25 protein-coding genes are annotated in these 26,656 nt (G+C 70.9%); 9 read left to right on the forward strand and 16 right to left on the reverse strand.

The window, feature by feature from the left end; genetic code table 11:
- Positions 1–20: 20 nt before the first annotated feature.
- The 7 genes from ACFFJB_RS07190 to ACFFJB_RS07220 all read right to left on the reverse strand — a co-directional run bounded on the left by ACFFJB_RS07190 (position 21) and on the right by ACFFJB_RS07220 (position 8,007).
- Positions 21–1,607, reverse strand: coding sequence for a gamma-glutamyltransferase family protein (locus ACFFJB_RS07190; protein WP_376830568.1), 1,587 nt, complete (start codon positions 1,605–1,607; stop codon positions 21–23).
- Positions 1,604–2,611: an ABC transporter ATP-binding protein gene (locus tag ACFFJB_RS07195; protein WP_376830569.1), complete on the reverse strand. Its 1,008-nt coding sequence runs from the start codon at positions 2,609–2,611 to the stop codon at positions 1,604–1,606. Before ACFFJB_RS07195 ends, ACFFJB_RS07190 begins: the two co-directional genes overlap by 4 nt.
- The gene (locus tag ACFFJB_RS07200; RefSeq protein ID WP_376830570.1) at positions 2,608–3,621 is read right to left on the reverse strand and encodes an ABC transporter ATP-binding protein; all 1,014 of its coding nucleotides are present in this window, start codon (positions 3,619–3,621) and stop codon (positions 2,608–2,610) included. Before ACFFJB_RS07200 ends, ACFFJB_RS07195 begins: the two co-directional genes overlap by 4 nt.
- Positions 3,618–4,517, reverse strand: a complete 900-nt coding sequence (locus ACFFJB_RS07205; RefSeq protein WP_376830571.1) for an ABC transporter permease — start codon at positions 4,515–4,517, stop codon at positions 3,618–3,620. The genes ACFFJB_RS07200 and ACFFJB_RS07205 overlap by 4 nt, the downstream gene beginning before the upstream one ends.
- The gene (locus ACFFJB_RS07210) at positions 4,517–5,464 is read right to left on the reverse strand and encodes an ABC transporter permease (RefSeq protein ID WP_376830572.1); all 948 of its coding nucleotides are present in this window, start codon (positions 5,462–5,464) and stop codon (positions 4,517–4,519) included. Before ACFFJB_RS07210 ends, ACFFJB_RS07205 begins: the two co-directional genes overlap by 1 nt.
- Before the next feature lie 7 nt (positions 5,465–5,471).
- On the reverse strand, positions 5,472–7,094 hold the full coding sequence (locus ACFFJB_RS07215; protein ID WP_376830573.1) for an ABC transporter substrate-binding protein: 1,623 nt from the start codon (positions 7,092–7,094) through the stop codon (positions 5,472–5,474).
- 82 nt (positions 7,095–7,176) lie between these two features.
- Complete coding sequence (locus ACFFJB_RS07220; RefSeq protein ID WP_376830574.1) at positions 7,177–8,007, reverse strand: sulfite exporter TauE/SafE family protein; 831 nt, start codon at positions 8,005–8,007, stop codon at positions 7,177–7,179.
- A 93-nt stretch (positions 8,008–8,100) separates the two neighbouring features.
- On the opposite strand from ACFFJB_RS07220, the gene ACFFJB_RS07225 reads away from it, so the two are divergent.
- The 8 genes from ACFFJB_RS07225 (at position 8,101) to ACFFJB_RS07260 (ending at position 16,400) form a co-directional block, all read left to right on the forward strand.
- Positions 8,101–8,775 carry a GntR family transcriptional regulator gene (locus tag ACFFJB_RS07225; protein WP_376830575.1) on the forward strand — a complete coding sequence of 225 codons (675 nt, stop codon included), beginning with the start codon at positions 8,101–8,103 and terminating at the stop codon, positions 8,773–8,775.
- 251 nt (positions 8,776–9,026) lie between these two features.
- Positions 9,027–10,460 carry an ethanolamine ammonia-lyase subunit EutB gene (gene eutB / locus ACFFJB_RS07230; protein ID WP_376830576.1) on the forward strand — a complete coding sequence of 478 codons (1,434 nt, stop codon included), beginning with the start codon at positions 9,027–9,029 and terminating at the stop codon, positions 10,458–10,460.
- Positions 10,457–11,239, forward strand: coding sequence for an ethanolamine ammonia-lyase subunit EutC (gene eutC / locus ACFFJB_RS07235; protein ID WP_376830577.1), 783 nt, complete (start codon positions 10,457–10,459; stop codon positions 11,237–11,239). Before eutB ends, eutC begins: the two co-directional genes overlap by 4 nt.
- On the forward strand, positions 11,236–12,069 hold the full coding sequence (locus ACFFJB_RS07240; RefSeq protein WP_376830578.1) for a TetR/AcrR family transcriptional regulator: 834 nt from the start codon (positions 11,236–11,238) through the stop codon (positions 12,067–12,069). The genes eutC and ACFFJB_RS07240 overlap by 4 nt, the downstream gene beginning before the upstream one ends.
- 250 nt (positions 12,070–12,319) lie before the next feature.
- A complete protein-coding gene (locus ACFFJB_RS07245) occupies positions 12,320–13,486 on the forward strand; it encodes an amidase (RefSeq protein WP_376830579.1) in 1,167 nt (388 codons plus the stop codon).
- 77 nt (positions 13,487–13,563) lie between these two features.
- Complete coding sequence (locus ACFFJB_RS07250; protein ID WP_376830580.1) at positions 13,564–14,598, forward strand: ABC transporter substrate-binding protein; 1,035 nt, start codon at positions 13,564–13,566, stop codon at positions 14,596–14,598.
- Positions 14,599–14,802: 204 nt separating this feature from the next.
- A complete protein-coding gene (locus ACFFJB_RS07255; RefSeq protein ID WP_376830581.1) occupies positions 14,803–15,588 on the forward strand; it encodes an ABC transporter permease in 786 nt (261 codons plus the stop codon).
- Complete coding sequence (locus ACFFJB_RS07260) at positions 15,585–16,400, forward strand: ABC transporter ATP-binding protein (protein ID WP_376830582.1); 816 nt, start codon at positions 15,585–15,587, stop codon at positions 16,398–16,400. The genes ACFFJB_RS07255 and ACFFJB_RS07260 overlap by 4 nt, the downstream gene beginning before the upstream one ends.
- 349 nt (positions 16,401–16,749) lie before the next feature.
- On the opposite strand, the gene ACFFJB_RS07265 is transcribed toward ACFFJB_RS07260, so the two are convergent.
- The 9 genes from ACFFJB_RS07265 to ACFFJB_RS07305 all read right to left on the reverse strand — a co-directional run bounded on the left by ACFFJB_RS07265 (position 16,750) and on the right by ACFFJB_RS07305 (position 25,326).
- The gene (locus ACFFJB_RS07265; RefSeq protein ID WP_376830583.1) at positions 16,750–16,950 is read right to left on the reverse strand and encodes a hypothetical protein; all 201 of its coding nucleotides are present in this window, start codon (positions 16,948–16,950) and stop codon (positions 16,750–16,752) included.
- Between the two features lie 325 nt (positions 16,951–17,275).
- Positions 17,276–17,572, reverse strand: coding sequence for a hypothetical protein (locus ACFFJB_RS07270; RefSeq protein WP_376830584.1), 297 nt, complete (start codon positions 17,570–17,572; stop codon positions 17,276–17,278).
- Between the two features lie 382 nt (positions 17,573–17,954).
- Positions 17,955–18,425, reverse strand: coding sequence for a VOC family protein (locus tag ACFFJB_RS07275; RefSeq protein WP_376830585.1), 471 nt, complete (start codon positions 18,423–18,425; stop codon positions 17,955–17,957).
- A gap of 17 nt (positions 18,426–18,442) precedes the next feature.
- Positions 18,443–18,790 (reverse strand): SUF system Fe-S cluster assembly protein, encoded by a 348-nt coding sequence (locus ACFFJB_RS07280; RefSeq protein WP_376832581.1) that lies wholly within the window; start codon positions 18,788–18,790, stop codon positions 18,443–18,445.
- A 105-nt stretch (positions 18,791–18,895) separates the two neighbouring features.
- Positions 18,896–20,152: a cysteine desulfurase gene (locus ACFFJB_RS07285; RefSeq protein ID WP_376830586.1), complete on the reverse strand. Its 1,257-nt coding sequence runs from the start codon at positions 20,150–20,152 to the stop codon at positions 18,896–18,898.
- Positions 20,153–20,279: 127 nt separating this feature from the next.
- Complete coding sequence (gene sufD, locus ACFFJB_RS07290) at positions 20,280–21,599, reverse strand: Fe-S cluster assembly protein SufD (protein ID WP_376830587.1); 1,320 nt, start codon at positions 21,597–21,599, stop codon at positions 20,280–20,282.
- Complete coding sequence (gene sufC / locus ACFFJB_RS07295; protein ID WP_376830588.1) at positions 21,599–22,351, reverse strand: Fe-S cluster assembly ATPase SufC; 753 nt, start codon at positions 22,349–22,351, stop codon at positions 21,599–21,601. The genes sufD and sufC overlap by 1 nt, the downstream gene beginning before the upstream one ends.
- A 150-nt stretch (positions 22,352–22,501) precedes the next feature.
- Positions 22,502–23,971, reverse strand: coding sequence for a Fe-S cluster assembly protein SufB (gene sufB, locus ACFFJB_RS07300; protein ID WP_376830589.1), 1,470 nt, complete (start codon positions 23,969–23,971; stop codon positions 22,502–22,504).
- Between the two features lie 167 nt (positions 23,972–24,138).
- The gene (locus ACFFJB_RS07305) at positions 24,139–25,326 is read right to left on the reverse strand and encodes a cysteine desulfurase family protein (RefSeq protein WP_376830590.1); all 1,188 of its coding nucleotides are present in this window, start codon (positions 25,324–25,326) and stop codon (positions 24,139–24,141) included.
- Positions 25,327–25,870: 544 nt separating this feature from the next.
- On the opposite strand from ACFFJB_RS07305, the gene ACFFJB_RS07310 reads away from it, so the two are divergent.
- Complete coding sequence (locus ACFFJB_RS07310; RefSeq protein ID WP_376830591.1) at positions 25,871–26,590, forward strand: alpha/beta hydrolase; 720 nt, start codon at positions 25,871–25,873, stop codon at positions 26,588–26,590.
- Positions 26,591–26,656 lie beyond the last annotated feature (66 nt).

The raw sequence follows: 26,656 nt of genomic DNA on the forward strand, positions 1-26,656 counted from the left end.
GGGGCGGGGGGGCGCCCCGTTCAGAAACCCAGCGCCGATCCGTCCTTGCGCTGGTCGGAGCCGCCCAGCAGCAGCCCGCGCGCGTGGTCGATGTAGATCGCCTGGGCGCCGCCCAGCGGCGCCTGCGCCGGCTGCACCCGGTGGCCGATGCGGGCGAGCTCGGCCGCCACGTCGGCGCCGATGGTCGGCTCCAGCTCCAGCACGCCGCCGAAGGAGAAGCTGCGCGGCGCGTCGATGGCCTCCTGCACGTTGAGCCCCCGGTCGAACACGCCGGAGATGAAGGCGGCGTGGCCGGCCGCCTGATACTGCCCGCCCATCACCCCGAACGGCATGATCACGCGGCCGTTCCGGCGCGCCATGCCGGGAATGATGGTGTGCATGGGCCGCTTGCGCGGGCCGATGGCGTTGGGGTGCCCCTCGATCAGGCGGAAGGACGAGCCGCGGCTGTGGAACAGGATGCCCGTGGCGGGGTCCAGCCGCGTCGAGCCGAAGCCGTGGAAGATGGAGTTGATGAACGACAGCGCGTTGCCGTCGCGGTCAACGCAGCACAGGTAGACGGTGTCCTTGTGCTCGGGCTCGTCCCACAGCGCCGGCGCCAGCACGCCGTCCATGCGGATGCGGCCGCGCAGGGCGGCGGCCACGTCCTCGCCGAGCAGCGTCTGCGGCGGACAGGGCATGGTCGCCGGGTCGGAAACCAGCGCGTCGCGGTGGTAATAGGCGAGCTTGGCCGCCTCGGCGTGCAGGTGGATGCGCTGCGCCAGCGGCGCGCCCTCCGAAAGGTCGAAGCCCTTCAGGATGTTCATCATCATCAGCGCCGCAAGGCCCTGGCCGTTGGGCGGGCACTCGTACACGTCAACGTCACGGTAACGGGTGGAGATGGGGGTGACCCAGTCGGCGCCGTCCACGGCGCTTTCAAAGTCCTCCATTTCGTGCAGGCCGCCGATGCCCTTCAGATAGGCCACCGAGGAGGCGGCGACCTCGCCGGTATAGAACGCCTTCGCGCCATGGCGCGCGATCAGCTTCAGCGTCCGCGCCAGCGCCGGCTGGGCGTGACGCTCGCCCATGGCCGGGGCGACGCCCCGGGGCAGGAACACCGCCCGGGCGCCGGGATCGCCGGCCACGCTGGCGGCCTCCTTCGCCCAGTCCCAGGCGACGCGGCCGGTGACCGGATAGCCGTCCCCGGCGTAGGCGACGGCGCGCCGCAGCAGGCGCTCGAACGGCGTGCGGCCGTATTCGCGATGCAGCTTCTCCCACGCCGCCACGGCGCCGGGCACGGTGACGGCGTGCGCGCTGAAGCGGGAGATTTCGGTGAGCCCCTCCGCCTTCAGCCGGGCCACCGTGGCGGCGGCCGGCGCGCGGCCGGAGCCGTTGAGGGCGACGATGTCGCCGCCCGCCGGGGCGTAGAGCGCGAAGCAGTCGCCGCCGATGCCGGTCATCAGCGGATCGACCACGCACTGCACCGCCACGGCGGCGATCACCGCGTCCACCGCATTGCCGCCTTCCGCCAGAATTTCCAGTCCCGCCGCCGTGGACAGCGGATGGGAGGTCGCGATCATCGCCTCGCCGGCGATGGCCGGATCGCGGCCGGGCCTGAAAAAGTCTCTCATTGCTGTTGTCCTTGCTGGTGAACGCGGGATCCCGCGAGGGGATAAAGGCAGGCGACGCCATGGTCCGGCGACAGGCTCTCCAGGGCCGGATCGGTCCTGCGGCAGGCGTCCGCGGCCGCCGGGCAGCGGCCGGCGAAACGGCAGCCGGGCGGCAGGTTGATGGGGCTGGGAACCTCGCCGGGCAGCGGCGGCGGAATCGGCGTGAAGAAGGCCGGGGCCGAATTGCGCAGGGCGCGGGTGTAAGGATGCGCCGGCGCCTCCAGCACCTTGCGCGTCGGGCCGGTCTCGACAATGCGGCCAAGATACATCACGGCGATGCGCTCGCACAGCCACGCCGCCACCCCGAGGTCATGGGTGATGAACAGCAGCGTCAGCCCCATGTCGCGCTGCAGCTCGCGCAGCAGCGTCAGCAGCTGGGCCTGGGTGGAGACGTCGAGGCCGGAGACGGCCTCGTCGGCGATCAGCACCGAGGGGCTGGAGGCAAGGCCGCGGGCGATGGCCACGCGCCGCGCCTGGCCGCCGGAGAGCTGGCTGGGATAGCGCGCCGCCACGTCGGCGGCGAGGCCCACCCGCGCCAGCAGCGCCCCGATGCGGGCGTCGCATTCCTCCGGCCGGCAGATCCCGTGGTGCAGCAGCGGCTCGCGGATCAGGTCGGCCACGCGCATGCGCGGATTGAGCGAGCCGCGCGCATCCTGGTAGACCATGGCCACCTCGCGGGTGAAATCCCTGCGGTCCTGCCCCGAGAGCCGGGTGATGGGCTTGCCGCGGAACAGGGCGCGCCCGTCGGTGGCCTCGGTGAGGCCGAGCAGCACCCGCAGCAGCGTGGACTTGCCGGAGCCGGACTCGCCCACCAGCGCCACGCTCTCGCCGGCGTGCAGCGACAGGCGCACCCCGTCGAGGGCGGCGAGCCAGGCCGGCTCCGGCGCGCTGAACGGCGACCGGCGCTTTCCCGCCACACGGTAGCGCTTCTCGACGTCGAGCAGCTCGAAGATCGGGGCCGTCATGCGTCTTCCTCCAGGTTCCAGCAGGCGACCTTCCGGCCGGCCGCCTCCCGCAGCGGCGGCTTCCGCACGGCGCACTCCGGCAGGGCGCGCGGGCAGCGGGCGCAGAAGCGGCAGCCCTGCGGCATGGCGTCCAGCGGCGGCGGGCCGCCAGGGGGCGGAACCAGCTCCGCCGCGCCGTCGATCTCCAGCACGCAGGAGCGCAGCGCCTTCGTGTAGGGATGCAGCGGCCGGCGCAGCACCGTCTCGCAGGAGCCGGTCTCCATCACCTGGCCGGCGTAGAGCACCACGATGGAGTCGCAGGCCTGGGAGGCCAGCGCCAGGTCATGCAGCACGAAAACGCAGGCGGCGCCGCGCCGGCGGGTCTGCTCGAGGATCAGCCGCACGATCTGCGCCTGGATGGTGACGTCCAGGGCGCTGGTGGGCTCGTCGGCCAGCAGCAGCTCCGGATCGCAGGCGAGGGCGATGGCGATCATCACCCGCTGCTGCATGCCGCCGGAGAGCTGGTGCGGAAAGGCGTCGAGGCGCCCTTCCGGATCATTGATGCCGACGCTGCCGAGCAGCTCCACGGCCCGCTCCCGGGCCGCCGCCTTCGACAGGCCGTTGAGGCGGCGCAGCGGCGTCATCAGCTGCCGGCCAACCGTGTAGCACGGGTTGAGCGCCGCGCCCGCGTCCTGGAAGATCATGGAGATGCGCCGGCCGCGCAGCTTCGCCCAGGTCTTCTCCTTCGCCCTGGCGAGATTTTCGTTCACGTCGTCGAAGGCGATGACGCCGCCGGCGCGCACCTCCGGCCCGTCGAGCAGGCCGATCAGCGCCATGGCGATGGTGGACTTGCCGGCGCCGGACTCGCCCACCAGGGCGATGGCGCCGCCGCGGGGCAGGGAGAAGCTCACGTCGTCCAGCACCAGCCGCCCGCCGCGGCGCAGGGAATAGCCCTCCAGCTTCACCAGCGGCCGCTCCGCCGCGGCGCCAGCCGCCCGGGCAGGCGCGGGAGAGGTCATGACCATCGTCATCCGGCGCTCCTCAGTCTGGGGTCAAATTCTTCGCGGACGCCGTCGCCGAACACCGACAACGACACCAGCAGCAGGGTGAGCGCGGCGCCTGGCGCGCCCGAAATCCACGGCGCGAAGGAGACGAAGCTGCGCCCCTCCGCGATCATCAGTCCCCAGTCCGGCGTGGGCGGCGCCACGCCGATGCTGAGGAACGACAGGCTGGACGACACCAGGATGGCGTCGCTCATGCGCAGCGTGAGCTGCACCGCCAGCGGAAAGATCACGTTGGGCAGGATGTGGCGCAGGACCACCCGCGAGCGCGGAACGCCCATCAGATGCGCCGCCTCGATGAACGCCTGCGTCTTCACCTGCATCACGTCGGCGCGCACGATGCGGGCGAAGGGGCCGGTCATGGCCACGCCCACCGCCAGGATCACCTTGTCCACCCCCTGGCCGAGAATGGAGATGAGGGCGATGGCGGTGATCAGCGCCGGCAGCGCGAGAACGGAGTCCACGAGGCGCATCAGCGCCCACTCCACCCGCCCGCCCGACAGGCCGGCGGCGAGGCCGATGACGAGGCCGCCGCCGGCGCCGATCAGCACCGAGAAGAATCCGATGGCCAGCGCCGTGCGCCCGCCATAGATGATGCGCGACAGCAGGTCCTGGCCGAAACTGTCCGTGCCCAGCCAGTGGGCGGCGGACGGCGGCGACATGAACGCCGCCATGTCCTGGGCCGTGGGGTCATAAGGCGCGACCCACGGCGCGAAGACCGCCGACAGCAGGAACGCCATCACCACGACGAAGGAAAGGGCGAAGAACGGGCGGCGGCGGCCGCGGGCGACAAGCCGCGCCAGGGCGGAGAAGCGCGCCGGACGGCGCGCCGGCGCGGCGGCGGGGGATGCGGAGACGGCCGTCATCAGCGTGACCTCAGACGCGGGTCGATCAGCGGATAGAGCAGATCGATCACCAGGTTGACGACGACGAAGATGAGGGCGGCGGTCATGACGCCGGCCTGCACCACGCCATATTCGCGGGAGAGCACCGCCCGGGTGATGAGCTGGCCCATCCCGGGCAGGGAGAACACGGTCTCGGTGAGCACCGCGCCCTGGATGAGCTGGCCGATCTGCAGGCCCACCACCGTCGCCAGCGGCAGCAGCACGTTGCGCATGGCGTGGACCCACACCACCCGCCGCGCCGGCTCGCCGCGGGCGCGGGCGGCGGCGACGTAAGGCTGGCTCATGGCCTCGACCATGCCGGCGCGGGTGACGCGCATGATCATGGCCACGAAATAGGCGGAGAGGGTGATGGCCGGCAGCGCCATGTGCCAGAGCGCCCCCAGCGGGTCCTGCAGCGGCGAGACGTAGCCCATCACCGGAAAGATCTGGAAGTGCACGCCGAAGCCCCAGATCAGCAGGATGCCGAGATAGAAGCTGGGAAACGACGTGTTGGTCAGCACGTAAACCGCCGACAGACTGTCCCAGATGCTGCCCCGGCGCACGGCGGCGAGCACCCCGAGCGGAACGCCCAGCGCCAGCGCCAGGAACAGCGAGCATGACGCCAGCAGAAGCGTCACAGGAAGGGCCTCCAGCACGACCATCCCGAAGATGGGCGCGCGGCCGACGAAGGAATTGCCCCAGTCGCCGGTGACGAAATCGCCGGCCCAGCGCAGGTACTGTTCATACAGCGGGCGGTCGAGGCCCAGCTGCTGCACCAGCGCGGCGTGGGCCTCGGGCGAATAGTCCGACCCCAGCGACATCTCGACCGGATCGCCCGGGGCCTGCTTCAGCAGGCTGAAGCAGGCCACCGAGACGATGAACAGGACGACGAGGGTCTGGGCGACCTTCCTGAACGCGAATGTCAGCATTCCTGCCTCAGTCCAGACTGACGGTGTGGAGATCGAGCAGATCGACGGGCACGTACTGGAAGCCCTTCACCCGTTTCGAGAACACCTTGAAGATCGGCATGTGGGTGAGCAGGGCCACCGGCGGCTCGTCGAGCAGGATGTCCTCGGCCTCGTAGTAGAGCTTGCGGCGCGTGGGCGTATCGAGCGTGGACTGGGCCGCGGCGCACAGCGCGTCGAACTTCGGATTGCTCCAGCCCCAGAAGTTCCACGGGCTGCCGGTGCGGAACTCCGGATACAGCGTTTCGTCCGGGTCGAGGTCCGCCTCCCAGCCGAAGTCGATCATGTCGAAGTCGCCGGAGTTGCGGCGGCTCACCCAGGAGGCGCGCTCCACCAGCTCGATCTTTGGCCGGATGCCGATCTTCTCGAGCATCGGCAGGGCGGTCTGGGCGATGCGCGAGCCGAAGGCGCCCTGTTCGGAGACCACGAACACCGGCTGGATCACGCCCTGGTCCGCGACCTTCGCGCGGTACGCCTTCGCCTTCTCCAGGTCGTAATACTGGCCGCGGCCGCTCTTCGCCACGTCGGGATCGTAGAAGTCGGTCATCGGCGGCGAGATCGGCGTCACCGCCGGAATGCCCTGGCCGAAGAAGGCCTGGCGGATCATCGCCTGGCGGTCGATGGCGTAGGCCACGGCGCGGCGCAGGTTGGGGTCGGCGAACGGGCCGCGGCGGCAGTTCATGCCGAGATAGAAGTAATTGCCCTCCACCTCGCCATAGACGTTGAGGTTGGGGTTGGCCTTCATCTGCTGCACGAACATGGGCGGGCAGTCGCTCATGCCGTGCACCTGGCCGGACAGCAGCGCCGCCGCGGCGGTGGAGGCCTCCGGCATCAGGCGGATGGTGACCCGGTCCAGCTTCGGCAGGCCGGGCTCGAAATAGTCCGGGTTCTTCTCCAGCTCGATGGTCGCGTTCTCGCGCCAGCTGACGAAACGGAACGGGCCGGTGCCCACCGGGTTGCGGCCGTAGTCCTTGCCGTACTTCGCCACCGCCGCCGGCGAGACGACGGCGCCGGCGCGGCCGGTGGAGCCGGTGAGCGCCACCGGCAGGAAGGCGTAAGGCTTCGAGAAGGTGAGGCGGATGGTGAGCGGATCGATGATCTCGATCTTCTCCAGCAGGTCCAGCTTCCAGGCGTGCGGCGACCTGGGCTGGCCGGACTTCACCCGCTCCAGCGAGAACTTCACCGCTTCGGCGTCGCAGGGCGCGCCGTCGTGGAACTTCACGTCCGGCCGCAGCCTGAAGGTGTGGACGCGGTCGTCGTGTATCTCCCAGCTCTCGGCCAGATCCGGCGCGAAGGAGACCTTCTTGCCGTCATAGGTCACCTTCAGCAGGCCGTTATGGATGTTGTTGATGATCTTGATGGCCTCGGTGAAACCGGTGAAATGCGGATCGAGCGTGTCGACGTGCTTCACCCACGCCAGCACGATGTGCTTCTGTCCGCTGGCCCCGGCGGCCCCTGCGGCCCCGGGGAACGCCCCGGCGCCGGCGACCGCGGCAGTGGCCGCCGCCGCGCCGGCGCCCTTCAGGAAGCCGCGGCGGCTGAGACGGGCGGTCACCCGGTCGATCAGGATTGACTTGTGGTCGATGTCCGTCATGACTTTTCTTTCCCCTGACGAGTGTATGACTGGTGAAACAAGGGAGGTTCCGGCGTGATCGCCTTCAGGCGCGGCCCCTTCTTCATCCGGCCGCGTAAATCGACCAGAACATCCTGAGCGCCGTGGCGCCGAGAAACAGGGCGAACAGCCGCTTCAGCAGCTCCGGAGCGATGGCGTGGGCGATGCGCGCGCCCTGGCGCGCCATCACCATGGTGATGGGAATGATCAGCGCGGCGGCCAGCAGGTTGACGTAGCCCAGCGAGAAGGCCGGGCGGCCCTCCACGCCCATGCCGCTCCAGATGAAGCCGGCGGTGGCCGGGATGGCGATGACGAGGCCGAAGGCCGAGGCCGTGCCCACGGCCCGGCGCGCCGGATAGCTGAAGGCGGTGAGCAGCGGCACCGACAGCGTGCCGCCGCCAATGCCCATGAGCGAGGAGACGAAGCCGATGACCGCCGGCAGGCCGGCCCTGCCGCCCGCGCCCTCCGGCAGACGGTCCGACACCACGAAACGGCCGGGCAGCGTCATGTTGACCGCCACCAGCACGGCGACGCAGGCGAACACCATGCGCATGGCGTCGCCGTCGATGTGGCGGGCGGCGAAACCGCCGGCGCCGGCGGCCGCGAACATGGCCGGCGCCCAGCGGCGCAGCAGCTCAAGGTCCACCGCGCCCTTCGCGTGATGGGCGCGCAGGGAGGCGACGGACGTGGCGATGATCGTCGCCAGCGAAGTGCCCACCGCCACATGCATGCCCACGCCCGGGGCGTAACCGAGCATGTCGAGCACGAAGGAGAACACCGGCACGATGACGATGCCGCCGCCGACGCCCAGCAGGCCGGCGAGAAGCCCCGCCGCGACCCCGGTGGAGGCGAGCGCCGCGGCGAGCACAAGAAATGAGTGGAGGGAGATGACCATTGACGGGGCCGGATTGCATGGGATCAGCAGATGTGTATCAGTTGGCTTCGATGTGTATACAAATGGAAGACTAAAATATAATCAGGGTGGTCAATGCTGATTAATCCGGAAGCAGCCCGGGAGGCGGGAACCGATCGCGCGGCCGAAATGCTGCACGCGGCGCTTGTCGACCAGATCGTCGAGGGCGTGCTGCTGCCAGGCGACGCGCTCAACGAACAGGCGCTGGCGGCGCGCTTCGGCGTGTCGCGCACGCCGGTGCGCGAGGCGCTGCAACGCCTTGTCATCGCGGGCATCGCCGAGCGCGGGCCGCGCCGCTCGCTCAGGGTGCGGCGGCTCGACTACGCCGCGCTCGGCGACCTGTTCGAGGCCCATGGCGAAGTGGAGGCGCTGTGCGCCCAGTATGCGGCGCTGCGCATGACCGCGCTGGAGCGGCGGCTGCTGGCCGAGTGCGTGGAGGAGGGCGAGGACGCCGCCGCCCGCAACGACGTGGCCGCATACACGCGGCTCAACGCCCAATTTCACGGCATGCTGCTGCAGGGCGCCCACAACGCCGCCCTGCAGGAGATCAGCGGCAATCTCAACCTGCGCACGGCGCCTTACCGGCAGGCCCAGTTCCGCCAGACCGAACGCCTGCACGCCTCGCAGACCGAGCACCGGCGCGTGCTGCAGGCCGTGCTGGAGGAGAATCCCCGCGCCGCCCGGGAGGCGATGCTGGACCACATGACGGCGGTGTCGTCCAACGTCACCCGCATGCTGCGGCGTGGCTGAGGCGCCGTCGCGGCAGGCGCCGGCGCCGCGTCCGCAGGCACGGCGCCCGCCGCGGCGTCTCGCGGGGGCGGCGCCGGCGTGGCACAAACGGAAAACGCCGGGGCCCGCCGACGCCGCGTCGCCGCCGGCCGGCGATGGCGCGCCCGCGCCCGGCCCCTGGCGGAGACGCTCCGCGCGCCGGGCGCGCCGCGCCGCAAACGCATGGCGCGACGCCCGCCGGCGCCGCTCCCGACACCGCTCCAGGACCGCCAATGACCGCACACAACGCGCAGCACCGGCGAGGCAGGCCGCAAGGCCGCCGCGCCCGCGTCGGCAACGAAACCCACGTATTCCGCGACCTGAAGGAGCTGCTGGCCTGCGCCTCGCCCCGCCGCTCCGGCGACGAGCTGGCGGGCGTGGCGGCGGAAAGCGAGGCGCGCCGCGTCGCCGCCCGTTACGCCCTCGCCGACGTCCCCCTGCGCGATTTCCTTGAGGAGCAGACCGTTCCCTACGAGACGGACGAGGTCACCCGGCTGATCGTCGACAGCCATGACGCCGCCGCCTTCGCGCCGGTGGCCGCCATGACCGTCGGCGAATTCCGCGAGTGGCTGCTGTCGTGGGAGGCGGACGCGGCGGCGCTGGCGCGCCTCGCGCCGGGGCTGACGCCGGAGATGGTCGCCGCCGTCTCCAAGCTGTGCCGCAACGGCGACCTCATCCAGATCGCGGCCAGGGCCGAGGTGGTCACCGCCTTCCGCACCACCATCGGCCTGAAGGGGCGGCTGTCGTCGCGCCTGCAGCCCAACCATCCCACCGACGACCCGGCCGCCATCGCCGCGGCGACCATCGACGGGCTGCTCATGGGGGTGGGCGACGCGGTGATCGGCGTCAATCCGGCCACGGACAATGTCGACGCCTGCATCCGCCTGCTGGAGATGCTGGAGGAGTTGCGGCTGCGCTTCGCCATTCCGGCGCAGTCCTGCGTGCTGGCCCACGCCACCACCTCCATCGCCGCCATCGGGCGGGGCGCGCCGCTGGACCTGGTGTTCCAGTCCGTCGCCGGCACGGAGGCGGCCAACCGCGGCTTCGGCGTGTCGCTGGCGCTGCTGGCCGAGGCGCGCGAGGCGGCGCTGTCGCTGAAGCGGGGCGAGGCGGGAAACAACGTGATGTATTTCGAAACCGGGCAGGGGGCGGCGCTCTCCGCCGGAGCCCATCACGGCGTCGACCAGCAGACGGTGGAGGCGCGCGCCTACGCCGTGGCCCGCGCCTTCGATCCGCTGCTGGTCAATACGGTGGTGGGCTTCATCGGCCCCGAATATCTCTATGACGCGAAGGAGATCATCCGCGCGGGCCTTGAGGACCACTTCTGCGCCAAGCTGCTCGGCGTCCCGATGGGCTGCGACGTCTGCTACACCAATCACGCCGAGGCCGACCAGGACGACATGGACAGCCTGGCGCTGCTGCTGGCCGCCGCGGGGGTGAATTTCCTCATCAGCGTGCCGGGGGCGGACGACATCATGCTCAACTACCAGAGCCTGTCGCACCATGACATCCTGCGGCTGCGCCACCTGCTGGGGCGGCCGCCGGCGCCTGAGTTCGCCGCCTGGCTGCAGCGCATGCAGCTGGCCGACGCCGCCGGCCGCACTCCGCCGCTGCCCGCCGGGGCCGCCCCGGCGGCGCGTCTCCTCGCCATGGGAGGCCTGCAATGACCGCGCCTGACCTGTTCGACCTGCTGCGCCGGCGCACCCATGCCCGCGTCGCCCTCGGCCGCGCCGGGGACGGGCTGCCCACCGCGCCGCTGCTGGCCTTCCAGATGGCGCACGCCCGCGCCCGCGACGCCGTGCACGGCGCCCTCGACGTGGAGCGACTCGCCCGGGACCTGGCGCCGCTGCCGGCGATTCACGTGCGCAGCGCCGCCGGCAGCCGCGCCGTTTACCTGCGCCGGCCGGATCTTGGCCGGCGTCTGGCGGAAGGGGAGGCGGCGCGCCTGCCGCAGGGCCCGTTCGACGTCGCCCTGGTGATCGCGGACGGCCTCTCGGCCGTGGCGGCGGCGCGCCACGGGCCGGCCGTGGCCCATGCGCTGGCGCGCCTGCTGCCGGAGCTGGCCTTCGCGCCCGTCGTCATCGCGTCCCAGGGACGGGTGGCCATCGGCGACGACATCGCCGCGGCCATGAACGCGGAGCTGGCGGTGACGCTCATCGGCGAGCGGCCGGGCCTCAGCACCGCCGATTCGCTGGGCGCCTACCTGACCTTCCGGGCGCGGCCCGGCATGCGCGACAGCGAGCGCAACTGCGTCTCCAACATCCATGACCAGGGCCTCGCGCCGGCGGTGGCGGCGGAAAAGATCGCCTGGCTGGCGCGGGAGGCGCTGCGCCTGCGCCTCACCGGCGTGGCGCTGAAGGAGAACGCGCCGGTCTCCGCCGTCGCCGGCCCCGCCTCCGGACCGCTGCTTGAGGGCGCCGCCGCGCCCGGGACGGCGGCGCCGTGACCTCCGCTCCCGATCCGCGGGCGGCGCGCGGCGCCGGACGACGGCGCGGGGCGGGCGAGGGCGCGCTCCGCCGCGCCATGCGCCGCGCCGCCGGCCGCGGCGCCGAAGCGCCGGCAGGAGCCCCACCGGCAGGGCCCCCGCCAGCCGGGCCCCCGCCGGGGGCGGCGGCCGCGCCGGCCGGAGCCGCGCGCCGCCGCGACGCCGAGGCCACCCGGCGGCGCATTCTCAAGGCCGCCCAGGACGCCTTCGCCCGCGACGGTTACGCCGGCGCCCGCATCGACCGGATCGCGCGCGCCGCGGCATGCAACGTGCAGATGATTTACCGCTATTTCGGCGACAAGGAGGGGCTGTATCTGGCGGCGCTGGAGGCGATCTACCTGCACATCCGCAGCCACGAGCGCCAGCTGCGGCTGACCACGGCCGCGCCGGCGGAGGGCGTGCGCCGGCTGGTGGAGTTCACCTTCGACTACCTGCGCGACAATCCCAATTTCGTCGCCATGGTCCGCAACGAGAACCTGATGGAAGGCCGGTTCGTGCGGCGCCTGCGCAGCGTCTCGGAAACGGCCAATCCGCTGGTGGAGACCATCGGGGACCTGCTGCGCCGCGGCGCGCAGTCCGGCGATTTCCGCACGCCGATGAGCGCCATGGACCTGTATCTCACGGTGCTGGGCCTGTGCGTCACCCACTGCGCCCAGCGCCACACGCTCTCGGCCATGTTCCGCTTTGATTTCAGCGATCCGGCGTGGCAGGCGCGCCGGCGCGAACAGGTGGTGCAGCTGGTGCTGCGCTATCTCACCGCCGCGCCCGGCGAGGGCGCCGCAGGCGCCTGAATTTGCCGCGCGCCGCCGCCTTTTTTTTGGTCATAACGGCACAAGATTTGCCCTAACCCTCAATTGCCGCTGCGTTTTTCAGATGCAAGTATTTACTTGCTTTCGGACGGCGCAGCGACGGCGCGGCCCGGACATCTGCTGGAACGGCGGATTCCGGGAACGGCTTCCTGCGCCCGGACATCCGCCGGGGCGGGACACCGCCCGCCCCGGCGCGCCAACCAGGCGCGGGCGAGGGGGCCCGGCAAGACAGATGCTTGAAGACCGCTACAACGCCATCGTTCCGCACGGACGGATCACCATCGCCGGCGCCGCCGGAGGGCCCCTGGCCGGCCTGACCTTCGTGGTGAAGGACTTTTTTGACGTCGCCGGCGCGCCAACCGGCGCCGGCAGCCCGGACTGGCTGGCCACCCATCCGGCGCCGCAGCGGCACGCGCCGGCGGTGAGCCGCCTGCTCGACGCCGGCGCCACGCTGGCCGGCAAGACCCACACCGATGAAATGGCGTGGAGTCTCAACGGCGAGAACCACCACTACGGCACGCCGGTCAATCCGGCGGCGCCGGAGCGTATTCCCGGCGGCTCCTCGTCCGGTTCGGCGGTGATCGCCGCCGCGGGCCTGGCCGATTTCGCCATCGGCTCGGACACCGGCGGCTCGGTGCGCCTGCCGGCCAGCTACTGCGGCGTGTTCGGCATGCGTCCCACCCACGGCCGCATCGACATCTCCGGCGCCGTGCCGCTGGCGCCCAGCTATGACACCGTCGGCTGGTTCGCCCGCGACGGCGCGATGATGAAGCGCGTCGGCGCCGTGCTGTTCGGCGGCTGGCGCGCGCCGGCCGCGCCTGCCCGCTTCCTGCTCGGCGCCGACCTGTTCGCGGCCGCCGGCGCGGCGGTCGCCGCCGCGCTCCGGGACGCCGTGGCCATGCTCCCGGAGGCGCGGCCGGTGGACGTCGCCGGCGGGGCCCTGCCGGAATGGCGCGACGCCTTCCGCGTGCTGCAGGCCAGCGAGGTGTGGAAGGCGCACGGCGCCTGGGTGGAGGCGACGCGGCCAAACTTCGGCCCGGGCGTGCGCGAACGCTTCGCCGGCGCGCCGCTGGTCACGGCGGCGGAGGTGGCCGCGGCCGCCGCGGTGCGCGCCGCCATCCGCGAACGGCTCGACGCGCTGCTGGGCGACGACGGCGTGCTGATCCTGCCCACGGGGCCGGGGGCGGCGCCGTTCCGCAACACCCCGGCGGCGGAGCTGGAGCAGTTCCGCGCCCGCAGCCTCGAACTGCTGTGCCTCGCCGGTCACGCCGGCCTGCCGCAGATCAGCCTGCCGCTCGGCCGCATCGACGGCTGTCCGCTCGGACTGTCGCTCATCGCGCCGCGCGGCCAGGACGAACGCCTGCTGGACATCGCCGCCGCCCTCGCGCCCGCCGCCTGAGGGCGACGGGCGCCAACGACACGCAACGCAACGACACGCAGAGCCGCCACGCTCATTCCATCAGGGGAAGCACCACAATGACCGAGCAGAAGAAGGCCGGAGCCCTGTCCTCCCTCGCCGGCGTCTCCGTCAGCCGCCGCCGGTTCCTCGCCGGCGCAGGCGCCGCCGCCGGCGCCCTCGCCAGCGCGGGCCTCGCCGCGCCCGCCATCGCCCAGTCACGGCCGAAGGCGAAGATCGGATACTGGCCGATCGCCGGCGGCCTCGCGTTCTTCGCCGCAGTGGAGCGCGGCTATTTCGCCGACGCCGGCGTCGACGTGGAGCCGGTGCGTTTCGCCGGCCCCAACCAGGTGGTGGAGGCCATCATCTCCGGCCGCATCGACGGTTCGGCCACCGGCACCGCCTCCACGGCGCTGGCGCTGGGCGACGCCCAGGATCCCGGCTCCATCCGGCTGTTCTGCATGAACTTCGCCAACGCGGAACATGTCCTCGACCACGTGATCGCGCCCAGGGACAGCGCGGTCACCAGCATAAGTGAGTTCGCGGGCAAGCGCTTCGCCTGCGGGCCGGGGGTCAACAACGTCACCCTGGCGCGCGCCATTCTCGAGAAGGCCGGGATTCCCAACCCGAAAGTCACCGAACTGCCGGGAACGCAGATCCTGCCGGCCATGGCCGCCGGCCAGATCGACGGCGCCTATGTGCTGGAGCCCACCGCCGTGATCGGCCGCAACAAGGGCATCTCGAAGATCGTCGAGACGGCGGTGGTGTCGAAGTACGTGCTGGGCGATCCCATGGCGCCGTGGCTGGGCGGCGCGGCCTCGCTCTCCGGCGCCTTCGTGAAGGAAAACCCCGCGGCGGCGCGGGCCGTGGTCGCCGGCTACGCCCGCGGCGTGGACCATGTGCGCGAGGCCGGTCTGGACGCCAACCAGTACCTGAAGGGCTACACCGCCATCGAGGAGGACCTGCAGCGCGACGTTCCGGTCTCCGGCTACCGCATGACCAGCGAGATGTCGGAGGCGGACTGGGCCGCCATGCAGAAGCTGTTCGACCTGTTCTACGAGCGCAAGGTGGTGCCGCAGAAGCTCAACGCCGCCGGCATGGCGCTGAAGCTCTGAGACGGGCAGGGCGGCCGCCGGCCGCCCGCGCCGGCCCCGGCGACGCCGCCGGGGCCGCTCCAGCCGGAAGGCGCGGCATGCGGCCGCGACGCGACGCCCGCCGGCGCCGCGAACCCTGGCCTCATGCCCGACATTTACCCGTGACGGCCGGCGGACCCGCCCCGACCCGCAAAGGTCCGCCGGCGCTCCCCTGGGGGACGCATCATGACGCCGCGCGCGCACAAGACCTTTCGCCTCAACAGCCGGGCATGGCTGCCGCTGGTGGGGCCCATCATCCTGCTGGCGGCTTGGGGGCTGCTGGTTCAGGCCAGGATCGTCAGCCCGGTGCTGCTGCCCGGCCCGCTGACCACGCTGGAGCATCTGGGCGCCAGCATCGCCAGCGGCGCGATCGCGGGCGATTTCATGATGACGCTGTGGCGCACGCTGCAGGCGTTCATGATCGCCACCGCGATCGGCGTGCCGCTGGGCGTGGCGCTGGGCGCCTCGGAGGGCGTGTACCGGAGCGTGGAGTTCCTGATCGACTTTTTCCGCTCCACGCCCTCGAGCGCGCTGATTCCGCTGTTCATGCTGATTTTCGGCATTTCCGACATCAACAAGGTCGCCATCGCCGCCTTCGCCGCCTTTCTGGTGATCCTGTTCAACAGCGCCTATGGCGTGATGAACGCGAAGCGCACCCGGATCATGGCGGCGGCGGTGATGCGGGCCAACCGCTTCCAGATCTTCCGCGACGTGCTGCTGTGGGAGAGCCTGCCGCAGACCTTCATCGGCCTGCGCAACGGCGTCAGCATGGCGCTGGTGATCGTGGTGGTGGCGGAGATGTTCATGGGAGCCGACGACGGCCTTGGCCAGCGCATCATCAACGCGCAGCAGGTCATGAACGTGCGCGAGATGTACGCCTCGATCCTCGCGGCCGGCGTGCTCGGCTATGTCCTCAACCTGCTCTTCCTGCTCATCGACAAGAAGATCATTCACTGGAGCGGCCGCTCATGACCATGTCGCCTTCAACCGCCCGCGACGGCCAGGCCGTCCGCTTCCAGGACCAGCGCAGCTGGCCGGCCATCACCATCCGCGGCCTCACCAAGTATTTCGGCAACGGGCCGCTGTACGAAAACTTCGACCTCGACATCCCGCGCAACCGCATCATGACGGTGTTCGGACCCAACGGCTGCGGCAAGTCCACGCTGATCAACATGATCGCCGGGCTGACGCCCTTTGACGGCGGCGAGGTGCTGTTTGACGGCAAGACCAGCCGGGAGACCAACATCGGCTACGTCTTCCAGAACTATCGCGACGCGCTGTTTCCGTGGAAGCGCGCCATCGACAACATCCGCTATCCGCTGTCGCTGGGGCGCATGCCGAAGGGGGAGATCGAGGCGCGGGTGGAGAAGCTCGTCGCCGCCTTCGACATCAGGTTTGACCTGAACCGCTATCCCTATGAGCTGTCGGGCGGCCAGCAGCAGCTCACCTCGATCATGCGGGCGCTGGTCACCGAGCCGGAGGTGCTGTTCCTCGACGAGCCGTTCTCGGCGCTCGACTACGAGATGACGCTGTTCATCCGCGACAGGCTGCAGCAGATCTTCATGGAGACCGGCACCACCATGGTGCTGGTGTCCCACGACCTGGAGGAGGCGGTGTGGCTGGCGGACGTGGTGCTGCTGCTCACCCGGCGGCCGACGAAGGTGTCGGAGATCATTCCGTTCAACGCCGCCCGTCCGCGCACGATGGCGACGCTGACCCTGCCGGAGTTCGTGGAGACCAAGCGCCATACGCTGGAGGTGTTCCAGCGCGAGGTGAACGCCTGAGGCGCCCGCCCGGGCCATCCCGCCGGACAACGCCGCCGGCCCGCGCCATGGCTCCGGCCGTGACGCGGGCCGGCGCGCGTCCAGAACCGCGACGCGCGCGCCGGCGACACGATTCCAGCCACGGCGGCCCGGCGCTTTCCGCGCCGCCGCCGGCGCGACGGACCGGAACATGCGCCGCCGGCCTTGCGCGCCATCCGCCGCGACCGGTCGGGCCCCAGGATCTGTCCACGGCGGCGCTGGCCGCCCGCCGCAGTCTGGAAGCTGCGGCTCGCGCGGGGCGCAGCCGCCGGACGGCGTCCACGCCAGGCGGCCGCGCCGTGCGCCCGCCGGCAGCCAGCGCCGCCGCGCGTCAGTTTGCGGCCAGAGCGGCGATCACAGGTGCGGCCGGGACCGGCGGACGCAAACCGGTCGCGACGCGCCCGCCGGAAATGCGCGTTTTCAGCGCCCGGGCCGCATCATTACGCGGCGCGCCGGGCTGGAGGGGCTGAAAAGCCGCGAAATCGCGCGCCGTCCACGACTGGGCGTTTCCGGATGCGAATTTTGGTTCCATAATATATCTTCTGCGAATTAAATATGCCGGACCTGACGCCGCCGCCCTCCCGGAAGCCGCCCTAGCGGCGCGGAAGTCATCAGAAAATGTATTTGAAATCAGCTGGTTGAGACGTTTCGCCCGACAGAGGCGTCGCCGCGCGGCGCTCCGGGGCCTTGCGGCGGGCTTCCCCCGCGGCGCGGCTCCGTGACGGCTGCGGGCGTTGCGCGCCTCGCGGCCGGCCCGTCCGTCCTGCCTGCGCCCGTGCCCGCGGGCGCGCAAAAAAGCGGCCGGACGCAGGTCCGGCCGCTTCACGCTCTCCGTCGCGCCGTGCGCGAACGCCGGTTCAGGCGCGCGAGCCGCTGAAGCCCCAGCTGCCCACGAAACCGGCCGAAACCTTGCCTTCCATGCTGTCGCCGGAAACCTTGCCCCTGAACTCCAGGGTCAGCGGCATCGGGCTGGTGATTTTCACCTTCCACGACACGTCGTCGCCGGAAACCTTGCCGTCGAAGATCTCAGCCGACTGGCCCTCGGCCGACTGCGTGCCGCTCAGGACGCCGCCGTTCGAGGTGAGCGCAAGCGTGGTGGTCCGCGCTCCCATCGGGGTCTGCATCGTCAGGTTCCACGCGCCATCTACCGCCATTACCAACTCCATCCCTGTTCCTGAACGACCACTGCGGCCGGTTCGCGAAAACGAGCATGGGCCGCCCGGACAGGCGTGGCAACTCGTCCGATCGTCGGATGACGTTACGCCTCCACAGCGCAGGAACAGCCAGATGCATCCAGATGCGAAGATTTCCGCAAACGCCGGCGCCGCGCGCCCGCTCCCTCCGCCGGACGGCGTCCGGACGTTAACCATGGGAGACCGGCTCCGGACGGCGCGCCTGGCCGGCGGACGCATGCGGCCGCGCCCGCGGCGGACACGGGACGTTCCTGCAGAAATCCATGAAAATGCGTGCGTTTCCAGCACAATGCGGCGGACCTGCCCCGGCCCGCCCTGGCGCCGGCCAGGCCGCCCCGCGCCGTCAGCCGTCCGGCAGGTCCCACAGGCCTGGCGTCGCCAGCTCCAGCAGATGCCCGTCCGGATCGCGGAAATAGATGCTGCGCCCGCCCTTCGGCCAGTCGGTGCGCCCTTCAATGGCGACGCCGGCGGCGGCCAGCCGCGCCTCCCACGCCGGCAGATGCTCCCTGGCCACGGCGAAGGCGACGTGCTGGCTGATGCTGGCGCGTACCGGCGCGTCATTGGCCGGACCGCCGGCGACGAAGCCGTGCGGCGGAATCGTTCCCCCCGGCAGGCGCGCCGTCTGCGTGGCGCCGTCGCGGACGAACAGCAGCAAAACGTTGCGTCCGCCGGCGGCGAAGGCGTGGAAGCGGCCGTCCGCCGCCAGCGGCCTCAGGCCCAGCACGTCGCGGTAGAACGCGCCGGCGCGCGCCAGATCGTCGACATAGAGCGCGGTTTCGAGCACCTGGCCCAGCGGCGGCGCGGCTGCGGTCATCGTCCGTCCCTCCCGGCTCACCACATGTCGAGCGCCACCCGGGCCTGCTCGGACATGCGGCTCTGGTCCCATGGAGGATCAAACACCATGCGCACGTCGACGCCGGACACGCCCGGCACGGCGCCCACGGCGTTCTCCACCCAGCCCGGCATCTCGCCGGCCACCGGGCAGCCCGGCGCGGTGAGCGTCATGTCGATGTCCACATGGCGGTCGTCGCTGATCTCCACGCGGTAGATCAGGCCGAGCTCGAAAATGTCGACCGGAATTTCGGGATCGTAAACCGTCTTCAGCGCCGCGATGATGTCGTCGGTCAGCCGGTCGATCTCCTCCGGCGGAATCGCCGGCGACGGGTTCAGGTCCGGCATGTTCGGCACGAAGCCGTCGGTGTTACTGGTGTCGCTCACGGTTTCAGCTCCCTTCCGGCCGCCGGCTGCGGGCAGGCGCCGGAACCACAGTCCTGTCAGCCGGCCTCAGCCGAACAGCCGTTCGGCCTTGCGCAGCGCCGCCGCCAGCGCCTCCACCTCGCCGAACGTATTGTATAACGCAAAGGAGGCCCGGCAGGTCGAGGTGACGCCGAAACGCGCCAGCAGCGGCATGGCGCAGTGGGTGCCGGCGCGCACCGCCACGCCCTCGCGGTCGATGACCATGGCCACGTCATGGGCGTGCGCCCCCTTCATCTCGAAGGAGAGAATGGCCCCCTTGCCCGGCGCCCGGCCGATGATGCGGACCGCGTTCATCGCGCCGAGCAGCTCGTGGGCGTAAGCCGACAGCGCCGCCTCATGGGCGCGGATGCTGGCGCGGCCGACCGAGTCCATGTAGCGCAGCGCCGCCGCAAGGCCGATGGCCTCCAGGATCGGCGGCGTGCCGGCCTCGAAACGGTGCGGCGGCTCGTTGTAGGTGACCGAATCCAGGGTCACGGTCGCGATCATTTCGCCGCCGCCGTTATAGGGCGGCATTTTCGCCAGCAGTTCGCGCCGGCCGTAAAGCACGCCCACGCCGGTGGGGCCGTAGACCTTGTGGCCGGTGAACACGTAGAAATCCGCATCCAGGTCGCGCACGTCCACGTCGAGATGGACCGCGCCCTGGCTGCCGTCCACCAGCACCGGAACGCCGTGCGCATGGGCGATGCGGATCATCTCCTTCACCGGCGGCGCCGTGCCCAGCACGTTGGACATGTGGGTGATGGCGACGATCTTCGTGCGGCTGGTGAACAGCCGCCCGTAGGCGTCGAGATCAAGCACGCCCTCGTCGTCCACCGGGATCCACTTCAGCACGGCGCCCTTGCGCTCGCGGTGGAAGTGCCACGGCACGATGTTGGAGTGGTGCTCCATGATGGAGAGGATGATCTCGTCGCCCTCGCCGATCGCCATGCGCCCGTAGCTGTCCGCCACCAGATTGACGGCCTCGGTGGCGGAGCGGGTGAAGATGATCTCGTCCGTGGAGGCGGCGTTGAGAAAGGCGCGCACCGTCTCGCGGGCGTCCTCGAACGCCTCGGTGGCGGCGTTGGCCATGTAGTGCAGGCCGCGGTGCACGTTGGAATAGCCGGTCTCGGCCGCCCGGGTCATGGCCTCCAGCACGGCGCGCGGCTTCTGGGCCGAGGCGGCGTTGTCGAGATAGACCAGCGGCCGGCCGTACACGCGCTGGCCGAGGATGGGGAAGTCGGCGCGGACGCGCTCCAGGTCGTAGGGAGCCGCGTCGTAAGGGGCCGTGCGGGTGCTGCCTGTCATGCCATTTCGCGGGCCCTGCCCGCCCTTTCCTCGCGCCGGCGCCGCGCCCGGACGCCGGAGCCGGCGACGCATCATGGTCCGCGACGCGGATTCGGGAAAGGGCGCCGGGCGCCCTTTCCCCGGCCGGTCAGGCGCGCTGCGCCAGCCAGCCCTGCACCAGCGCGACCAGACCGTCGCGCACGTCCTCACGGGCGACGAACTCCAGCGGCTCGGCGAGAAACGCCTCCACCACCAGGGCCTCGGCCTCCCTGCGCGGCAGGCCGCGCGCCATGAGGTAGAACAGCAGGTCGTCGTCGAGCTGGCCGCAGGTGGCGCCGTGGGCGCACTGCACGTCGTCGGCGAAGATCTCCAGCTCCGGCTTGTTGTTCATCGCCGCGTTCTCCGCCAGCAGCAGCGCCGCGGACATCATGCGTCCGTCGGTCTTCTGGGCGTGCGGCCGCACGATGATCTTGCCCTGGAACACGCCGGTGGCCTCGTCGTCCAGCGCCGTCCTGAACAGCTCGCGGCTCACGCAGGCCGGCACGGCGTGGTCCAGCGTCAGCGTGACGTCGCCGAACTGGCGCCCGCGCAGCATGGCGGCGCCGCCGATCTTCAGCTCCGAGCCCTCGCCCGCGCAGCCGATGAAGATCTGGTGCCGCGACAGCCCGGCGCCCGAGGTGAGGCCGAAGGTGGTGAAATTCACCCCGGCGCCGGCCTTCGCCGCCAGCGTCGAAAAGGCCTGCGCGGCGTCGCCCTCTGCGTTGACGCGCGTGTGGTTCACCCGCGCGCCGTCGCCGGCGAGGATCTCCACCACGGCGTTGACCTGGTAGGCCACGCCGTTGACGCCGGCGTGGGTCTCCACGAGGTCGAGGCTGGCGCCGTCGTCCACCGCCACCAGCACGCGCGGCGCGGACATGAACGGCGCGTCGGCGTCATTGACGAAACGCAGCTGCACGGCGGCGTCGCCGGCCTCCTTCGTCACATGGATCACGACGCCCTCGGCCATGAAGGCGGTGTTCAGCGCCACCAGCGGATTGGCGCGGGCCAGCTCCAGCTCGCCGATGCGCGCCGTCAGCGGATCGCCGGAGGCGAGCGCCTCCGCCAGCGCCACGATGCGCACGCCGGGGACCGCCGGCAGCGGCGCCGCCAGATAGCCGTTGACGAAATCCACCGTGGGAATGGCCAGCGTCGCCGGGAAGGCGCGGCGCGCCGCCAGGGCGGCGGCGGCCGCGGCGACGTCCGGCCGCGGCGCGGGGGCCGCCGCCTCGCGCAGCAGCGACCGCAGGTCGGTGTAATGGAACTCCTCGACGCGGCGGGTCGGCAGGCCCGTGGCGGCGAAGGCGGCGATGGCTTCCTGACGGCGACGGCTGGTCTCGCCGTCGCCAGGCAGGGCGGACGCGACGGCGCCGAACCGCTCCAGCAGGGCGGTTTCGGCGGCGGTCCGCAGGCGGGTGACGTCAGCGCTCATTATTCGGCGGCCTGCTGGCGGTAGTCGGCGTAACCGTTGGCCTCAAGCTCGAGGGCGAGCTCCTTGCCGCCGGTGCGGACGATGCGGCCGTTGGCCATCACGTGCACGGTGTCCGGCACGATGTAGTTGAGCAGCCGCTGGTAGTGGGTGATGACCAAGAAGGAGCGGTCGCCGCCGCGCAGGGCGTTGACGCCGTCGGCCACGATCTTCAGCGCGTCGATGTCGAGGCCGGAGTCGGTCTCGTCAAGGATGCACAGCTTCGGCTCCAGCAGGGCCATCTGCAGGATTTCCATGCGCTTCTTCTCGCCGCCGGAAAAGCCGAAGTTGAGCGGGCGCTTCAGCATCTCGTCGGCGATGGCGAGACGGCCGGCGGCCTCGCGCACGCGGCGCATCAGCTCCGGGGTGGTCAGCTCGTCCTCGCCGCGCGCCTTGCGCTGGGCGTTCAGCGCCGCCTTCAGGAAGGTCATGGTGGCGACGCCGGGGATCTCCAGCGGATACTGGAAGGCGAGGAACACGCCGGCGGCGGCGCGCTCGGCCGGATCCTTCTCCAGCAGGTTCTCGCCGTCGAGCAGGATCTCGCCGTCGACGACCTCATACTCCTCCTTGCCGGCGATGACGTAGGAGAGCGTCGACTTGCCCGAGCCGTTGGGGCCCATGATGGCCGCCACCTCGCCATTGGCGATGGTGAGGTTCAGCCCGTTCAGGATGCGCTTGTCGTCAATGTCGACGACGAGATTGCGGATTTCCAGCATCTGTATGTTCCGTCCGTTCAGGTCCGCGGTCGCGCCGCGCGCGCCGGGCGCGGACCCTGATTGCGTTCCGTGACGGGCGGCGCCGTCGGCCGCCCCGGCCGGGGCCGCCGTCCGGGCGGCGCCGGCCCTTGTCCGTGGCCCCGCGGGCCGTCAGCCGACGCTGCCCTCGAGCGAGATGGAGATCAGCTTCTGCGCCTCCACCGCGAATTCCATCGGCAGGTGCTGCAGCACGTCCTTGACGAAGCCGTTGACGATGAGCGCCACCGCCTCCTCGTCCGAGAGGCCGCGCTGCATGCAGTAGAACAGCTGCTCGTCGGAGATCTTCGAGGTGGTGGCCTCGTGCTCGAACACCGCCGTGGCGTTTTTCGACTCGATGTAGGGCACGGTGTGCGCGCCGCACTGGTCGCCGATCAGCAGCGAGTCGCAGTTGGTGAAGTTGCGGGCGTTGGCCGCCTTGCGGTGGGCCGAGACCAGGCCGCGATAGGTGTTGTCCGAGCGGCCGGCGGCGATGCCCTTGGAGATGATCCGGCTGGTGGTGTTGCGGCCAAGGTGGATCATCTTGGTGCCGCTGTCCACCTGCTGGCGGCCGTTGGAGATGGCGATGGAGTAGAACTCGCCGCTGGAGCCGTCGCCGCGCAGGATGCACGACGGATATTTCCAGGTGATGGCCGAGCCGGTCTCCACCTGGGTCCAGGAGATCTTCGAACGGTCGCCGCGGCAGTCGCCGCGCTTGGTCACGAAATTGTAAACGCCGCCCCTGCCCTCGGAGTCGCCGGGATACCAGTTCTGCACCGTGGAGTATTTGATCTCGGCGTCCTCAAGGGCGATCAGCTCCACCACCGCGGCGTGCAACTGGTTTTCGTCGCGCTGCGGCGCGGTGCAACCCTCCAGGTAGCTCACATAGGAGCCCCTGTCCGCGATGATCAGCGTGCGCTCGAACTGGCCGGTCTTGCGCTCGTTGATGCGGAAATAGGTGGAGAGCTCCATCGGGCAGCGCACGCCCTCCGGCACGTAAACGAACGAGCCGTCGGTGAACACCGCCGAATTCAGCGTGGCGAAGAAGTTGTCCGACACCGGCACCACCGAGCCCAGGTACTTCTTCACCAGCTCGGGATATTCGCGGATGGCCTCGGAGATGGGGCAGAAAATGACGCCGGCCTTTTTCAGCTCCTCCTTGAAGGTGGTGGCGACGGAGACGGAGTCGAACACCGCGTCCACGGCCACCTTCGAGGTCTTCACGCCGGCGAGAATCTCCTGCTCACGCAGCGGAATGCCGAGCTTCTCGTATGTGCGCAGGATCTCGGGATCGACGTCGTCCAGCGAATCCGGGCCGGAGAAGTTCTTGGGCTCGGCGTAATAGTACTGGTCCTGGTAGTCGATCTTCGGGTAGCTCACGCGCGCCCAGGACGGCTCCTCCATGGCCTGCCAGCGGCGGAAGGCGTCAAGGCGCCACTGGGTCATCCATTCCGGCTCCTGCTTGCGGGCCGAAATGAAGCGCACCGTCTCCTCGGTGAGGCCCTTTTCGGGCTTCACCGTCTCGATGACGGTCTCAAACCCGTATTTGTACTGGTCTACGTCGATCGCCTTCACGCGTTCGACGGTTTCCTGCACGGCGGCCATCTACTCCTCCTCTCACGGCTTCAAGGGCCGTGGACTGGCCATGAAAACGGCTGGCCGGCCCGTCGGGCTGGCCACGACGCTGGTTGACGCGGGTTTCCCGCGAGGACGCAGCTACTGTGACGCATGACGCCAGCCCGCGCGCCCGAAAACGTTCCGGACGCCCCTTCTCAGGCGGAAAGCGCGCCGGGGCTGGCATGGCCTGCGCCGGCGCGGCCCGCGTCCTGGCGGCGGGCGACGGCTGCGGCGAGGACCTCCGCCAGACGATGTATGTCTTTCTCCTCCGAATTCCAGCCCGTGCTGACGCGGATGGCGCCGCCGGCGAGCGCCGCCTCCACGCCCATCGCCTCCAGCACGTGCGAGCGGCGCACCTTGCCGGACGAGCATGCCGAACCGGAAGAGACGGCGATACCCTGAAGATCGAGCAGCATCAACAGGGTCTGCGCCGGAAAACCGTGGGCGGCGAAGGCGGTGACGTTAGGCGCGCGCGCCGCGCCGGCGCCGAAAATGGTCACGTCCGGAATGATCTGGCGCAGGCGCCGCTCCAGCAGCTGCTGCAGGGCGGCGCAGCGCGCCGCCACCGCCGCGCGCTCGGCCGCCGCCGCCAGCGCCGCGGCGCCGAAGCCGGCCAGGCCCGCCACATTCTCGGTTCCCGCCCGGGCGCCGCGCTCCTGGCCGCCGCCGCGCAGCAGCCGCGTCTCCAGCGTCACGAAACCGCCGCCGAGGACGATGGCGCCCACCCCCTGCGGGCCGCCGATCTTGTGGGCGGAGATGAACAGCGCGTCCGCGCCGAGCGTCGCCATGTCCAGCGGCAGCTTGCCCGCCGCCTGCACCGCGTCGCACACCAGCACGCCGCCGGCGGCGTGAACCAGCGCCGCCGCCTCCGCCACCGGCTGGATGACGCCGGTTTCGCTGTTCACATACTGGAGGGCGACCACCGCCGGGCCGTTCCGGGCCAGATCCCGGCGCAGCCACTCCAGGTCGACCACCCCGTCGCCGTCCACCGGGGCGCGGCTGGCGCGGTCGCCGAAGCCGTGCCCCTCCAGCACGCAGGGATGTTCGGTCGCCAGCATCACCAGCCGGTCCGGGCGCGCGTCATGAAAGCGGAGGCCGCCGGCCAGCAGGGTGTTGGCGGCCTCGGTGCCGCCGCTGGTGAACACGATGTCCCGGGCCGCGGCGCCGACCAGCGCCGCCACCGCCTCGCGCGCCTCCTCGATGCGGGCGCGCGCCCGGCGGCCTTCGGCGTGCGCCGAGGAGGCGTTGCCGACGGCGTCGAGGGCGTCGCACATCGCCGCGCGCGCGGCGGGCCGCAGCGGCGCGGTGGCGTTGTAGTCGAGATAGACGCGCTGGTTGGTCATCCGTTCCGGCGACGGCGCGGCCCCCGCGCCCGCGCCGTCCTGCCGGCGGCGGGCCACGGAATCCTTGCAATCACCCCCTCAGGCCATGTTAAAACGGCGCACGCCTCACGGCGAAAGCCCGCATGACCGCGACCGCGCGGGCTGCGCCGTGCGGTCGCGGATCCACGCCGCCCGCCGTCTCCCGCGGCCTGCGGGAAGGGCGGAACGGCGGCCTGCGCGCGCCTGACGGCCCCTCACGCGGCGATCCGCCGGGCCCCGGGCCCCGCGGGCGCCCCGCGGCTCCGGCGCGCCCCGCATCGCGGATCCCGCCGCCAGCGTCGCGTCGCCGCCCGTTTTGCGAATCCGGCGCGGCGCCCCATATGGAGCCCGCCCCACATGCGAAATCCGCCATGTGGAGCCCATGCGGCCGTCTGCGGCGCGGTGTTGCGACCCGGTGTTAATGTGCGTAGAACCGTTCTAAGCGCTTTTTTAGGCTCACGCTCCCCAAAGTCAAGCGCGCCCCGTCGCCTGTTCATGGGGCGCGCGCCATCAGACAAGGTACACCATGCCTGAAGTTATCTTTCCTGGACCTGCCGGACGCATCGAAGGCCGGTATCATCCAGCGAAGCGCAAGGGCGCGCCGATTGCGGTGATCCTGCATCCGCACCCGCAGTTCGGCGGGACGATGAACAACCAGATCGCCTACAACCTGTATTACGCCTATGTGAACCGGGGCTTCTCGGTGCTGCGCTTCAACTTCCGCGGCGTGGGGCGCAGCCAGGGCACGTTTGACCATGGCGTGGGCGAACTTTCCGACGCGGCGGCGGCGCTGGACTGGGTGCAGTCGCTCAACCCCGAGGCGCGCACCTGCTGGATCGCCGGCATTTCCTTCGGCGCCTGGATCGGCATGCAGCTGCTGATGCGCCGTCCGGAGATCGAGGGATTCATTTCGGTGGCCGCCATGGCCAACCGCTACGATTTCTCCTTCCTCGCCCCCTGCCCGTCCTCCGGCCTGTTCGTGCACGGCTCGGAAGACCGCGTGGCGCCGGTGAAGGACGTCATGCCGGTGATCGAGAAGGTGAAGACCCAGAAGGGCATCCAGCTGGAGCACGCCATCATCGAGGGCGCCAACCACTTCTTCGACGGCAAGATCGACGAGCTGGTCGCCGTGGTGAACGCCTATCTGGACAGGCGCCTCGGCCCGGCCGAAGGCGAGCCCCCGGCCCTGCCGCCGGGCACCGCCGCCGCCCTCGCCGCGCCGGCCGACAGGTCCGGCCAGGGCTGAGCGGCGCGGCCGGACTGATCCGGCGACGGGGGCTGCGAGGCCCCCGTTTTTTTGCGCGCCGCCAGC

Source organism: Camelimonas abortus (assembly GCF_042432745.1).
Taxonomy (GTDB): domain Bacteria; phylum Pseudomonadota; class Alphaproteobacteria; order Rhizobiales; family Beijerinckiaceae; genus Camelimonas; species Camelimonas abortus.

What these genes read in the sequence shown, in the direction of transcription:
- eutB (WP_376830576.1), top strand. Translation starts at nt 9,027, where the DNA reads ATGACCGCACACAACGCGCAGCACCGGCGAGGCAGGCCGCAAGGCCGC.
- ACFFJB_RS07215 (WP_376830573.1), bottom strand. Translation starts at nt 7,094, where the DNA reads ATGACGGACATCGACCACAAGTCAATCCTGATCGACCGGGTGACCGCC.
- ACFFJB_RS07250 (WP_376830580.1), top strand. Translation starts at nt 13,564, where the DNA reads ATGACCGAGCAGAAGAAGGCCGGAGCCCTGTCCTCCCTCGCCGGCGTC.
- ACFFJB_RS07305 (WP_376830590.1), bottom strand. Translation starts at nt 25,326, where the DNA reads ATGACCAACCAGCGCGTCTATCTCGACTACAACGCCACCGCGCCGCTG.
- ACFFJB_RS07205 (WP_376830571.1), bottom strand. Translation starts at nt 4,517, where the DNA reads ATGACGGCCGTCTCCGCATCCCCCGCCGCCGCGCCGGCGCGCCGTCCG.
- ACFFJB_RS07280 (WP_376832581.1), bottom strand. Translation starts at nt 18,790, where the DNA reads ATGCCGGACCTGAACCCGTCGCCGGCGATTCCGCCGGAGGAGATCGAC.
- sufC (WP_376830588.1), bottom strand. Translation starts at nt 22,351, where the DNA reads ATGCTGGAAATCCGCAATCTCGTCGTCGACATTGACGACAAGCGCATC.
- ACFFJB_RS07245 (WP_376830579.1), top strand. Translation starts at nt 12,320, where the DNA reads ATGCTTGAAGACCGCTACAACGCCATCGTTCCGCACGGACGGATCACC.
- sufB (WP_376830589.1), bottom strand. Translation starts at nt 23,971, where the DNA reads ATGGCCGCCGTGCAGGAAACCGTCGAACGCGTGAAGGCGATCGACGTA.
- ACFFJB_RS07260 (WP_376830582.1), top strand. Translation starts at nt 15,585, where the DNA reads ATGACCATGTCGCCTTCAACCGCCCGCGACGGCCAGGCCGTCCGCTTC.
- ACFFJB_RS07190 (WP_376830568.1), bottom strand. Translation starts at nt 1,607, where the DNA reads ATGAGAGACTTTTTCAGGCCCGGCCGCGATCCGGCCATCGCCGGCGAG.
- ACFFJB_RS07275 (WP_376830585.1), bottom strand. Translation starts at nt 18,425, where the DNA reads ATGACCGCAGCCGCGCCGCCGCTGGGCCAGGTGCTCGAAACCGCGCTC.
- ACFFJB_RS07200 (WP_376830570.1), bottom strand. Translation starts at nt 3,621, where the DNA reads ATGACGATGGTCATGACCTCTCCCGCGCCTGCCCGGGCGGCTGGCGCC.
- ACFFJB_RS07270 (WP_376830584.1), bottom strand. Translation starts at nt 17,572, where the DNA reads ATGGCGGTAGATGGCGCGTGGAACCTGACGATGCAGACCCCGATGGGA.
- ACFFJB_RS07285 (WP_376830586.1), bottom strand. Translation starts at nt 20,152, where the DNA reads ATGACAGGCAGCACCCGCACGGCCCCTTACGACGCGGCTCCCTACGAC.
- eutC (WP_376830577.1), top strand. Translation starts at nt 10,457, where the DNA reads ATGACCGCGCCTGACCTGTTCGACCTGCTGCGCCGGCGCACCCATGCC.
- sufD (WP_376830587.1), bottom strand. Translation starts at nt 21,599, where the DNA reads ATGAGCGCTGACGTCACCCGCCTGCGGACCGCCGCCGAAACCGCCCTG.
- ACFFJB_RS07195 (WP_376830569.1), bottom strand. Translation starts at nt 2,611, where the DNA reads ATGACGGCCCCGATCTTCGAGCTGCTCGACGTCGAGAAGCGCTACCGT.
- ACFFJB_RS07225 (WP_376830575.1), top strand. Translation starts at nt 8,101, where the DNA reads ATGCTGATTAATCCGGAAGCAGCCCGGGAGGCGGGAACCGATCGCGCG.
- ACFFJB_RS07220 (WP_376830574.1), bottom strand. Translation starts at nt 8,007, where the DNA reads ATGGTCATCTCCCTCCACTCATTTCTTGTGCTCGCCGCGGCGCTCGCC.
- ACFFJB_RS07265 (WP_376830583.1), bottom strand. Translation starts at nt 16,950, where the DNA reads ATGGAACCAAAATTCGCATCCGGAAACGCCCAGTCGTGGACGGCGCGC.
- ACFFJB_RS07210 (WP_376830572.1), bottom strand. Translation starts at nt 5,464, where the DNA reads ATGCTGACATTCGCGTTCAGGAAGGTCGCCCAGACCCTCGTCGTCCTG.
- ACFFJB_RS07255 (WP_376830581.1), top strand. Translation starts at nt 14,803, where the DNA reads ATGACGCCGCGCGCGCACAAGACCTTTCGCCTCAACAGCCGGGCATGG.
- ACFFJB_RS07310 (WP_376830591.1), top strand. Translation starts at nt 25,871, where the DNA reads ATGCCTGAAGTTATCTTTCCTGGACCTGCCGGACGCATCGAAGGCCGG.